The organism is Haloarcula sp. JP-Z28 (assembly GCF_011440255.1).
GTDB classification, from domain to species: Archaea; Halobacteriota; Halobacteria; order Halobacteriales; family Haloarculaceae; genus Haloarcula; species Haloarcula marismortui.
Genome location: NZ_JAAOHT010000001.1, coordinates 1 through 11,918 on the forward strand (window position 1 = coordinate 1; position 11,918 = coordinate 11,918).

Here is an 11,918-nt window from a genome sequence, read left to right on the forward strand (position 1 = left end):
ACGGTCGACGTAGAGCCAAAGTCCCAGTCCTCCCGGACGGTCCGCGTAACAAATACGACGTCGACATCGAACGTCTCGGTATCGTTCCTTTCTCGGCTTCCGGCGTCGGAATGGAGAGCGCTTCTCGACAACGAAATCGACTCGAATCCAGGCGACAAGGGCAATGAACAGTACGTCGCAAGCGTCACCGGAGCCGAGGGACCGGGCTCGCTCTATAACATCACTATCGTTTTCGAACGAGACACCACGTATCGCCTGAAGATGGCGAAAGCGGGCGTCGGATCGGGCGACACCGACGAAAGTGAAGCGTACCTCACGACTGTCGGCAGCGAGGAGATTACTGTCGCGAGAGGTAACAGCAAGGAGATCGTGCTGGAGGTCCGGGACGCGTATAACAACCCCGTAAGCGGTGTCACGGTCAATGGCTCGGCCAGTGCGGGGTCGCTCACGACGGGAACGGAGTCCTCCGACAGTGACGGTCGTGTAACGTTTGAGTATCAAGCCGATTCAAACACGCCGGTCGCTACGAACCAGGTGAACTTCAGCTTACAGGGCCTTGACTCGTCTTTCGACGGGGAGACGCCGGAGAACGTGAGCGTCAGTGTAGAGGTGAATGCCGGATCCGGGAATGGGGGGAACAGCGGTAACAACGAGGAGATTGGGCTAGCGTACAACAACAATGCCTTAGCACTAGATAACGATGATCGTGATGAAATTCCCGGAGGAATCAAGTACACGTTCACGAATACGCACGATCAGCAAGTCGAGATTACAGATATCAGTTTGACGAGCCAGAGTGCAAACGTTGACCGCCTCTCAGACCAGGATACGCCTAACAACCAGCCGGAGAGTACTGAGCTGTACATTGACGGCGATATCAGCGATGGGTATACAGATTTCTACAATCCCGGCGCTGAGATTCCGGCCGACATAAATATAGACTTTAGTGGGGATGAGCAAGACGGCAACCCAGAGGTATCTGGACAGTTCGATGGGACTGTGTATCTCTATGAGTTCAGACCGGACGGTTCCAGCAACGCAGTCAACATGAGCGGTAAAAACGTCACACAGACCATCACGTACACGTTCCCGGGCGGCGAGACGCGAGCCACCGCATTCACAGTGACCGGCAACTACACCGAGTCGGACCCCGATATTAGACCGCCGATAGCCGATTTTGGGTCAGTGAAACACAACGACAACGGGGGCAACAACGACGAAATCCAGTTCAATTTCCGCATCGCAGACAAATCGGGTATCGACAGCGTAGAGTTAACTGCAGTGCCATCTAACGGGAACACCGAATACTCTGAAACCCGAAACCCGTCGAGTGGGTCGTCGATCGATTACGCGCTTGATTTGGGAATGGACCGCAATTTCAACGGCGGAAAGGTGATAGACGTGACAATAACGATAGTCGACAGCAGCCCGAACAGAAACACACACATCTGTGAAGGGACAATTACGACCGCCGACGCAGACCTGATAGACGAGAGAGGACTGCGCTGTCGCACCCCCTGATGAACAGTTCTGGGTGAGCCAGCCCCGCTATAGTTCAGCAGAGATTCACGGTAATATAGACAACACCGTCAGCAGTCGCCGCGCCGACGCCGATGTGGTTTGCATTCGCCACGTACAGTGTGTCACGGGGGCCCGAGAGGTCGAACCAGTGGTCGGCGACGGCGTTCGCCGTCCGGGTCGCGTTCGCCCCGTTCGGGTCGATGCTCGTGACCAGTTCGAGGTCGGTCACCGGGCGGATATACGCATTGCCTTCGTGGCGGAGGCGACACTGCTCGGACAGTCCGGCGGCCGCATACCGGTCTGTCGTGTCTGACCCGTTCGCAATCGGGGAGGCCAACCCCTGTGCAGCCATTCGCTCACTGTGGTTGCCGGCCATGGCTGACAGCGTCTGGCCGGTTTTGCTCTCATCCGAGAGGGAGCCGTCAACGGCGTCGTTAGCAATCGGGTTGCTACGTCGATTGTTGATTGCCGCTATGAGCCGGTTTTCGAGGCGGTCTGTATCGATGGGCGTCTGTGTATCTGCTGATGTGGTCTGTGCCGCATCCGGCGTTGAAGTGGGCTCTTCGGACTGCGTCATGGCGCTTGCAGCCCCGACACGACTCGGCGTCGCCGACGGCGAACTGCTCGTCTGGGGAGTCGCTGCCGGCGGCGCGTCCGTGGACTCCGTCGGCGCTGATTGGGTCGCGTCTGGACCAAGCGTCCCCTCGACCGCTATTCCTGTGAGTCCCGAGACACTGAGTGCCGCCAGAACTACCAAACCAAATGTGATGACCGATCTGTTCATATGATACGTTCCTGTACCGTTCCGAGAAATGATATCTGCAATACAGTTATCTCGGAACCGGCTCGAACGGCGTAGATTCGGCTCTCTCTCCACAAATATGTTTGGACAGTATCGACGCTCCGATTACCAGCGGCGAAAACCCGCCCGTAAACATCTTTACTGTGGGTGAGTGTCCTGAGGTATGGGTGACCTGTCGCGGCGCGGCTTCGGAGCCTCGGTGCTCGCCGCGCTCTCCGCTGGCTGTCTTGGGAGTCGACCTGATCAAGAGTCCGAGACGACGCCCGTCCCGGAGCCGGCAGCGTCACAGCAGACTGTTACAACTGATCGCGTCGGGACTGCTTCGACGCCAGCGGCGAATAGTGCTGCTCCGGCAAACACGTCAACAGCACAGCGCGCCGAGGCGTCGCAGACGAACAACTCTACGGAAACGTCGGCACGTCTCCAGGTCGAAACCGAGACGCCGACGCCGACACCCGAACCGAACCACCGGTCTGTCGATACGTCGTTCCGGCTGGAGGAAAACGAATACCAGGACTACACGGTCGAAGCGACTGACCAGACAACGCTCACCTACGACCTCATCGTTCGGCGTGGCCCGGCCGTGGATGTCATTCTGTTCACCGAAGAAGAATATCGGGCGTTCCAGAGCCGCTACCGGGCCCGGTACGCCGGTGAAGTGTCGCGGTTTCATCAGACGAACATCCGCGACAACCAGATTACCATCGGGCCGGGAACGTATCGGCTCGTGGTCAACAACACCGACTGGTCGCGTGCTGTTCCGTCACCGGATGAGCCGTACGACGTTCTTGAAGGCGAATGCATCGTCGATTTCGCTTTCAGCACGGAACCAGCAACCAGCGGATAACTGTCTCACAGCAGGTTCGCGTCCTATCGGCGCAATACTAGTCAACCGTCGAAATACCAGTCGACAAGCCCATATACATCCACGCTGACGTTAGACTCATGACTGCAGTCGGTATCGACGCCATGGAGATCTGGACCGGAAAGCTCAAACTCGACCTCGCTGAGACGTTCGCGCCGGCTCAGGGGGACGATCCGGGGAAGTATACGAAGGGGCTCGGCCTGCGTGCATCATCGTTCCCAGATGTGTACGAGGATATTGTCACAATGGGGGCGAACGCGGCCCATCGTCTGATGGAGCGCAAGGGGCTGACGCCCGAGGATATCGGCCGTATCGATGTGGCGACCGAGAGCGCCTTCGACAACTCGAAGCCCGTTTCGACGTACATCGCAGGCTGTCTCGAACAGGTGTACGACGAAAACTTCCACCACGCCAACAAGGGTGAACGGAAGTTCGCCTGTATCTCCGGGACACAAAGCCTCGACGACGCCTACAACTGGATCCGCGCCGGACGGAACCGCGGTCGGGCCGCACTCGTCATCGCAACTGACACTGCACTGTATGCCCGCGACGACCCCGGCGAGGCCACACAGGGGGCCGGCGCGGTGGCGATGCTCGTCGACGAAGACCCCAATCTGGTCGAACTCTCGACCGAACAGGGGTACGGCAGCGCCGACGAAACCGACTTCCTCAAACCAAATCAGCAGTTCCCGTCCGTCGACGGAAAGCGCTCGGTGAACGTCTACCTCGCCCGTATGCGCGAGGCGCTGGAGGACTTCGCTGAGGTAGCCGGCGACATCCACCCGGGCGACTACGAGATGATTCCCTTCCATACGCCGTTCCCGGGGATGGTCCGGAAGGCCGCAGCGCTTGGCTACCGACACATCGTTCGCGGCACAGACGTCGGCGACCTGCTCGCCGAGGAAATCGGCCACCAGCCCATGCGTTCGGACTTCGAGACCGACGACGAGTTCCACGCGGCGATCAAGGAGTACACGGACGCACTCACCGAAACCGAGCGCTATCAGGACTGGTACGCCAATACCATCGAGCCGACGCTCGAAATTTCCCGAGAGGTCGGGAACTGGTACACCGGTTCTGTCCACATCGCCCGTGCCTCTGGGCTGAAACACGCCCGCGAGAGCGGACTGGATCTGGACGAGGCGAAATTGTTAGTTGCCTCCTACGGGTCCGGCGCACAGGCGGAAGTCCACGCTGAAACCGTTGTCCCCGGCTGGGAGGAGGAGATCGGCGCGCTCGATATCGACGAGCAGATCCAGAACCGCCACGAGCTCACCTTTGCGGAGTACGAACAGGTCCACGACGTCCACAATCACGATACCGAGGCCGATGTCGAGGAGTTCACCGCGCCCGAAAAGGAATTCGCCTTCGACGGCTGGGGCCGGATGGGTGAGCGGAAATATCGGTACGTGGAGTAAGCGAGGGGCGCAGGAAGCGCGGCCCTCGAATCGGAGCGGCGAGAGGGGCCGTGGAGACTAGCGAGGGGCACGACCGCAGGGAGTAATAAAAAGCGCGCTGTCAGGTGTCGTGAATACGCAGAGTCCTATTGATGCCGTGGTGAACAGTATCTGGCAGCCTACTATCGGGTATCGTTGTTGAGGCGGCTGATGATGCTATCGAGAGAAACAGAGAGAGTCCCACCACTGTCGTAGTAATGAAGCGCAAGCATCGTACCGACAAACGAGGCAGCAACAACAAATCCGAAACTGGCGAGCGCCAATACGAGAAGGAAGCCAAATTGCACCATGCACAGACATGACTCCCCCGATATCAAAGTAGTACCCATTGACAACTTCACAGCCCTACAGAGTAATTGTCACGCTGCGTGGTGAACAGAGAGATCGCATTCACGACAACAGTCGTTTTCCAGAATGTGTGTCGACAGGCGCGAACCAGCACGGCCAGAGCCGACGCGCTCAGGGAAGCTCTCGCAGGCCGCCCAGCAGGTCTTCCAGTTCGATATCAGTGATTGCAAGCGAAAAGTCATCAATGCGGGCGAGGTCCTGTGCGTGCTCCCAGACAGCCTCGTCCTCAAGCCCGTGGAGTATAACCGCGTTGGGCGTCGGCGAGACGACCCGGAGCGCGACCAGCGGGGACTCGCCGCGGGTCACGTTCGTGAACACGAGCGCGCGGTTCGTCGACTGGCCGTACAGCTGGTAGAACTCGTCCGAGGAGAGGCGCGTGATGGCGGCGATGGAGTTGATAACGGTGTGGCCGGCGACGGTGTCTTGACTGCCCCGGAACAGTTCTTCAGCGTCGATGGCGTCGTAGACGCGCTCGACGCCCACATTCGCGGAGTATTCACGGAGGTCGTGGACCACGTCGCTGTCGAACCCGGCCGAGAGCACGCGGGCGTGCTGGCGGATGTGGTCACCGCCGCGGTTCTCGTCGATATCAAGCAGTGCGACGACGAGTCGTCGGACCACGCCGATACCGGGGTTGTCACGCCGGCCGCTCTCGTAGTCCGAGACCACGGACGGGGATACGTCGAGTTCGTCGGCGAGTTCGGTCTGTGCAACGTCGAAGTCAGTGCGCCACTTCCGCAGGGTCGCCCCTGGGTCGTCGCTCAGTGCCACCTCACCCGCCATTTTTTCCGCGAGGTCATCGCGTGCGCCCCCTGCCATTAGTTCACACGCTGGAGGGTCGCGAATAAAAGGGTATCGGAACCACGGGCGCTTACCGGCGGGCGGTCAGTTCAACCGTAGCAAGGACACCGTTTGTGGGGACGTGAACGACGCGTACCTCGATGGTGTCGCCCGGTCCGACAGTCCCGCCACCGGCGTTCAACTGGAACGTGATGGCCCGGCCCGCTGACCACCGCTGACCGCCATTGGCGATGACACCGCCGACACAGTAGTCGTAGATGAGGTTGTCCGGGTCGTCAGTGTTGCTCGCTGCCAGCGCCGTCCCGGAGACTGGCAGGTCGACGATGCGAGCGTCGCTGTCGGGGAGTGCAACAGCGACTTCCAGTTCGTCGGCCGGAACCGGATCACCGCCGGCGTGTCGAATCGACACCGTGTTGACGCCGCATCCACCCGATGGACCAGTCACGAACTCTCCGGTTGAGCGGGCGATGGTGGGTGTCCGTTTGTTCAGGTCGTTGCTCGCAGTGACCACAAATCCGCCGACTGCCGCGGCCAGAAAGACAGTAATCGAGAGCATGAGGACCACGCCGATGACGGGACTGACGCCACGAGGGTCACGAGAGAGGTTTCGTCCGGCCACTGGTGGAACACGCTGCCCGTTGCTTCCGATAAAAACCTCAGCAGTAGACCGGTACTGCTCCGCAATCACTAAACGCCGGTCGCGCCAACCACAATCAAATGGATTGGACGGAGAAGTACCGCCCGACGACGCTGTCGGAGGTGCGGGGCAACGACAAGGCCCGCGACGCACTCAAAAAGTGGGCGGAGACGTGGGACGACCACCGCGAGGCGGTCATCCTCTATGGGTCCCCGGGCATCGGGAAGACCTCGGCCGCCCACGCGCTGGCAAACGACATGGAGTGGCCGACCATCGAACTCAACGCCAGCGACTCCCGGACCAAGGACGTAATCAATCGGGTGGCCGGCGAAGCCGCCAAATCCGGGACGCTGACCGCTGGCGGTGGTGGCCGTCGCCTCGTCATCATGGACGAGGCGGACAACATCCACGGCAACGCCGACCGCGGGGGCGCACGAGCGATAACGGCCCTCGTGAAGGAGGCCAGCCAGCCGATGATTCTCATCGCCAACGAGTACTACGAGATGTCAAACGGCCTGCGGAACAACTGCCAGGACATCGAGTTCCGGGATGTCTCGCCCCGCTCTATCGTCCCCGTCCTGCGTGACCTCTGTCGCCAGGAAGGCGTCGAGTACGAGTCCGACGCGCTACAGGAACTCGCCGAGCAAAACAGCGGCGACCTGCGGGGCGCGGTCAAGGACCTCCAGGCCATCGCCGAGACGACGGAGCGCCTGACCGCCGACGACGTGGTGACCGGCGAACGGGATACGACAGAGGGCATCTTCGAGTACCTCGACGTGGTGCTCAAGGAGGCCGGCGCGCAGGACGCGCTTGAGGCCAGCTACGACGTGGACGAGACGCCGGACGACCTCATCAACTGGATCGAGGACAATATGCCCAAGGACTACGAGGGGACCGAACTGGTCCGTGCCTACGAGTTCCTCTCGAACGCTGACCAATGGCTCGGCCGCGTGCGCGAGACGCAGAACTACTCCTTCTGGCGGTACGCTGGCGACAACATGACCGCTGGCGTCGCTGCGGCCCGAGACGGAACGAAGGGCGGCTGGACCCGCTACGGCCCGCCGAGCTACTGGTCGAAACTCGGCCGGTCGAAAGGGACCCGGAACACACGAGACTACGTCGCCCAGCAGATAGCCGCTATCGATGGCGTCTCGATGCGGACCGCCCGCCGGGAGATCATGCCGTTCCTCGCAACGATGACGCACCACTGCCGAAACCGGGAGCTAACGGTGGCAATGGCAGCGACCTACGATATGGAGGCCGAGCACGTTTCTTTTGTCACCGGGTCGGGCAAGGACACGAACAAGGTACAGGACATCGTCGCCGACGCAGAGGCACTCAAGGAGGAAGCCGCCGTCGAACACTCCGGCGGGGTTTTCGAGGGTGCGAGTGCCAACGGCGGCGACGGGGACAGCGATGCAGATGGCGATGCTCCAGATACCGATGCTGGCGAGGAGAGCGGTGACCAGCAGGTGACCCTTGCGGCGGACGATGGCGCTGAATCCGACGCCACCAGTGACGGCACCACTACCGACGACGAGACGGAAACAGCGAGCGAAGCCGCCGAAGACGACGACCAGCAGTCCGGTCTTTCTGACTTTATGTAGTCATCGGCTGGTCGTGCCGAGACCGGGAATCGCGACCCGGTCTTCGACGTATTCCATCACCAGTGACGCCGAGATAACAAGCGCAAGGTACAACAGGCCGGCGAGGACGAACAGTTCCGTGTACCGGTAGGTCTCGCTAGCGATCGCGTCGGTTCGCTCGAACAGTTCGCGGACGGTGATGAAACTCGCCAGCGACGAGTACTTGATGAGGTACACCAGTTCGTTCGACCAGCCCGGAATCGCGTAGCGCAGGCCCTGCGGCAGGACCACGTGCCGTATCCCATCGACTTTCGAGAGCCCAATTGAACGGGCGGCGGTGAGTTGTCCTTCCGGGACGGAGTTCAGCGCTGACCGAATGTACTCCGACTGGTAGGCGGCGCTGTTAAGCGTGAACGCGATGACGGCCACCCAGAACGCCTGTGCGGGAATGAATCCAGCCCCGACCGTGGGCAGTTCACGGATAATCGTCGTCAGCGGCGTCGCGAAGTAGAGGACGAATAACTGGGCGAGCAGCGGCGTCCCGCGGAACAGTTCGGTGTATCCCAGTGCAAGCGAGCGGGTGAGCGTCCCGCCGTACACCCGAGCCACACTGAGTGGGACGGCGATAAAGAACCCGAGCGCGATACCCAGCAGCGTCAGCAGTATGGTCGCCCACACGCCGGTCGCCAGTGGCGGCAAGTACGGGATCGATGCCGCCAGAAACTCGAAGAAGCCGGCGACCCAGCCGACGGGGACCCCGACCGGACCGAGACTCACCGCGAGACCGCCAATCGTTGACGCGGCCGCCTCGAATGGGGCAGTCGGGAAGAACGACGTGTTGCGCTCGATGAGCGCGCCGTCTAGCAGGAAGTCGTTCGTCCAGCGCACGACGAGCCACGTCCAGAAGGCCCCGACAGTCAGCAGCGTCAGCGGCTGGTCGGTCAGCCCGGCGGCACGGGCACGGAGCGTTCGCCCGGCGGTCGTGGACTCCGGCGTCCCCATCGGTCACTCCTCCTCGTGGGCCGTCTCGAGGCGGCTGAGGAATTCCCCGGTCCGGGCCGCCTGAGGGTTCTCGAACAGCTGTTCCGGCGGGCCGTGTTCGACGATACGCCCATCGTCGAGGAAAATGATGTCCGATGCCGCCGACCGCGCGAACCCCATCTCGTGGCTAACCACGAGCATCGTGATGCCCTCGGCGGCGAGGTCGCGCATCACCTCGACGACCTCGCCGACGAGTTCGGGGTCAAGCGCGCTGGTCGGCTCGTCGAACAGGAGGAGTTTCGGGTCCATGGCGAGCGCGCGAGCGATACCGACCCGCTGTTTCTGGCCGCCCGAGAGTTCGGCGGGGTAAGAGTCAGCCTGGTCCAGAAGCCCGACCTGTTCGAGGTGTTCGTACCCCTTCTCCTGTGCCGCCGCTTTGTCCATGCCACGGACTTTCCGCAGGCCGAGCGTGATGTTTCCGAGTGCCGTGAGATGGGCAAAGAGGTTGAAATCCTGGAACACCATCCCGACCTGTTTTCGGAGTTCGTTCACGTCGGTGTCGGCGTCGGTAACACAGTCGCCGTCGAGGTAGATGTCGCCGCCGTTGATCTCGGTGAGGCGGTTCACACAGCGCAGCATCGTTGACTTGCCGCTCCCGCTGGGGCCGATAACCACGTCCACGTCCCCGGCGTCCATCTCGAAACTGACGCCGGAGAGCACCTGCTCTTCACCGTATGACTTGTACACGTCGTCGAGTTCCAGCAGCGGGTCGCTCACGCTCGCTCACCACCGGGAATGCTGAAGTGGTCGTCGACGTAGTCGAGCGAACGGTTCGTCACGAACGTGAGAACGAAGTAGATGAGGCTCACAGTCAGGAAAATCTCAAGCGCGGCCGTGCTCTGGCCGCCCTGGTAGAGGTTCTGGCCGATGGTCAGCAGTTCGCCGAGGCCGATGACGATGGCGATACTCGTGTCTTTCAGGACGATCGTGAACTCGTTCTGGAAGCCGGGCACGCTTCGGCGGAGCGCCTGCGGGACAACAACGCTGCGGATCGCCTGAAGCCGGCCCATGCCGACGGCACGAGCGGCTTCCAGCTGTCCCTCGTCGACGCTCTGGAGCGCGCCACGGAATATCTGTGACTGATAGGCGGCGCTCCGGAGGCCGAGCGCGATAGTCGCCGTCACGAAGGCGCTACTCGACACCGAGAGGCCGAAGAACAGCAGGATGATGATGACGAGCAGCGGCGTCCCGCGGAGGACGACGCCGGCCGTCTCGACGGCGCGTTTGAGCGGGCCGCGCCCGTAGACCTCAACGGCTCCCGCCGGAAACCCGAGCAGAAAGCCAAGCAGGATGCTCGTCGCTGTCAGGGCGACCGTGACACCCGTGCCGACGAGTAGCAGGTCGAGGTTCCCGATGACGAACGCCCAGTCACTCTGCAACGGGAGGGGTGGCATCGGTTACTGCTGGCCGAACCACTTGTTCGTCAGGTCCTGGTAGGTGCTGCCATCCCTGACGGTGGACAGGCCGTCGTTGAGTGCCTGCGTGAACTCGTCGTCGCCATCGCGGACGCCAAAGCCGAAGTTCTCGCCCGTCTCGTAGGTGAAGGCGATGGTGACCGGGCGCTGGGCGGCGAATGTCTGTGCGACCGGCTCGTCGATGACGACGGCGTCGATGTTGCCGTTCTGGAGGTCCTCGACAGCCAGCACGTAGTTGCCATAGGAGTTGTAGTTCGACTCATCAAGGTTCCCCGGCGAGATGAGTTCGTCCTGTACCGTCGTCTCGCCAGTTGTCCCCTTCTGTGCGCCGATAGGGCGTCCGGAGAGGTCCGACAGGGACGCCGGCGAGAAGTCGCCGTCCTCGCGGACGACAATCGCCTGATTCGAGCTGTAGTACGGGTCAGTGAAGTCGATGGTCTCGTCGCGCTCGTCGTTGATCGTCATCCCTGCGGCGACTACGTCGATGTTCTCGTTCGTCAGCGCCGGAATCAGGGACTTGAACTCGAACTCTTCCCAGCCGGCCAGGGTGTAGTCGGTCTCGTCGATGACCGCTTCGAGCAGGTCGATGTCGAATCCGACGAGTTCGCCGTCCTGCTTCATCTCGAACGGGGGGAACCCCGGTGCAGTTCCGGCAGTGATTTCGGTACTGCCGTCGCCGCCGTTACCGCCACCGCCGCCGAAACAGCCGGCAAGTGAGACGGTTACTGCGGTTCCACCGACCGTGGAGAGATACTGGCGTCGTGAAAGGCCGTCGTCTGACATAGTCCTCACCACACGACAGACCGGAATATATCTTACGTGTTAACCACGGGGGTGGTACTCGTATTCAATCGTCAGCGCGTGCTGTGTGCTGGGTATCGGCCGATTGCACCGACGGCGACTCCGCCGTATCGGTGTAGGCCCACGCCGTCGCCGCGACCATCGCGCCGAAGATGAGCTGTGCAGCACCGTGGTGGAGCACCTGCGCCGTGGCACCGAAGTTGAAGATGGTGTTTGCGCCGAGGAGAATCTGCATCGGAAGCACGACCGTGGCGACGCCTGTTGCGAGCTTGATCCGCCGGCTGTACTCACCACGCCACGCGGCGACCGTCGAACCGAGAATGCCGAAACCGGTAACCATTGCGACTAAACGGTGGAACCACTCGACGAAACTCGCCCAGTTTGCGGGGAACAGCCCCATCCAGCCGTCACAGAACGGCCAGCGTGCCTCACAGGTCAGCCCGGCACCAATAGCGCCGGTGTACACGCCGAGCAGGATGAGTGCGAACGTCAGCACCGTCGTCGTCGCCACCAGTCGGCGGAAACGGGTGGTCATATCTAGCACTTCGGTTGCACGTACTTATGCTCTCTTTTCCCGCTCTACCCACGAGTAGAATTATCTTTGCTGATACTCCCGGAGTCATCTTTATCTACAGGTGTGTTGG

The 11,918-nt window shown here is 61.4% G+C and carries 12 protein-coding genes; 4 read left to right on the plus strand and 8 right to left on the minus strand.

Going from position 1 to position 11,918, the window contains the following annotated elements:
- The coding region (locus G9463_RS00005) for an Ig-like domain-containing protein (RefSeq protein ID WP_165895631.1) at positions 1-1,521 on the plus strand (1,521 nt) is incomplete at its 5' end.
- A gap of 34 nt (positions 1,522-1,555) precedes the next feature.
- On the opposite strand, the gene G9463_RS00010 is transcribed toward G9463_RS00005, so the two are convergent.
- Positions 1,556-2,305: a CAP domain-containing protein gene (locus G9463_RS00010; RefSeq protein WP_165895632.1), complete on the minus strand. Its 750-nt coding sequence runs from the start codon at positions 2,303-2,305 to the stop codon at positions 1,556-1,558.
- Between the two features lie 181 nt (positions 2,306-2,486).
- Here G9463_RS00010 and G9463_RS00015 point away from each other — a divergent pair, with 181 nt between their 5' ends.
- Positions 2,487-3,170 (plus strand): hypothetical protein, encoded by a 684-nt coding sequence (locus G9463_RS00015; protein ID WP_121303493.1) that lies wholly within the window; start codon positions 2,487-2,489, stop codon positions 3,168-3,170.
- A 98-nt stretch (positions 3,171-3,268) separates the two neighbouring features.
- The gene (gene hmgB, locus G9463_RS00020; RefSeq protein WP_007188858.1) at positions 3,269-4,606 is read left to right on the plus strand and encodes a hydroxymethylglutaryl-CoA synthase; all 1,338 of its coding nucleotides are present in this window, start codon (positions 3,269-3,271) and stop codon (positions 4,604-4,606) included.
- Positions 4,607-5,104: 498 nt separating this feature from the next.
- On the opposite strand, the gene G9463_RS00025 is transcribed toward hmgB, so the two are convergent.
- Positions 5,105-5,812, minus strand: a complete 708-nt coding sequence (locus tag G9463_RS00025) for a helix-turn-helix domain-containing protein (protein ID WP_004957768.1) — start codon at positions 5,810-5,812, stop codon at positions 5,105-5,107.
- Between the two features lie 52 nt (positions 5,813-5,864).
- Positions 5,865-6,413, minus strand: a complete 549-nt coding sequence (locus G9463_RS00030; protein WP_082229891.1) for a type IV pilin — start codon at positions 6,411-6,413, stop codon at positions 5,865-5,867.
- 98 nt (positions 6,414-6,511) lie between these two features.
- On the opposite strand from G9463_RS00030, the gene G9463_RS00035 reads away from it, so the two are divergent.
- Positions 6,512-8,038 (plus strand): replication factor C large subunit, encoded by a 1,527-nt coding sequence (locus tag G9463_RS00035; RefSeq protein WP_004957773.1) that lies wholly within the window; start codon positions 6,512-6,514, stop codon positions 8,036-8,038.
- Here G9463_RS00035 and G9463_RS00040 read toward each other — a convergent pair whose 3' ends face one another.
- The 5 genes from G9463_RS00040 to G9463_RS00060 form a co-directional block, all read right to left on the minus strand.
- On the minus strand, positions 8,039-9,019 hold the full coding sequence (locus tag G9463_RS00040; RefSeq protein ID WP_165895633.1) for an amino acid ABC transporter permease: 981 nt from the start codon (positions 9,017-9,019) through the stop codon (positions 8,039-8,041).
- Between the two features lie 3 nt (positions 9,020-9,022).
- Positions 9,023-9,775: an amino acid ABC transporter ATP-binding protein gene (locus tag G9463_RS00045; protein ID WP_007188855.1), complete on the minus strand. Its 753-nt coding sequence runs from the start codon at positions 9,773-9,775 to the stop codon at positions 9,023-9,025.
- On the minus strand, positions 9,772-10,452 hold the full coding sequence (locus tag G9463_RS00050; protein WP_011223817.1) for an amino acid ABC transporter permease: 681 nt from the start codon (positions 10,450-10,452) through the stop codon (positions 9,772-9,774). The genes G9463_RS00045 and G9463_RS00050 overlap by 4 nt, the downstream gene beginning before the upstream one ends.
- A 3-nt stretch (positions 10,453-10,455) precedes the next feature.
- Positions 10,456-11,256 carry a basic amino acid ABC transporter substrate-binding protein gene (locus G9463_RS00055; protein WP_004957786.1) on the minus strand — a complete coding sequence of 267 codons (801 nt, stop codon included), beginning with the start codon at positions 11,254-11,256 and terminating at the stop codon, positions 10,456-10,458.
- Between the two features lie 64 nt (positions 11,257-11,320).
- Positions 11,321-11,809, minus strand: coding sequence for a COX15/CtaA family protein (locus G9463_RS00060; RefSeq protein WP_004957792.1), 489 nt, complete (start codon positions 11,807-11,809; stop codon positions 11,321-11,323).
- Between the last annotated feature and the right edge of the window lie 109 nt (positions 11,810-11,918).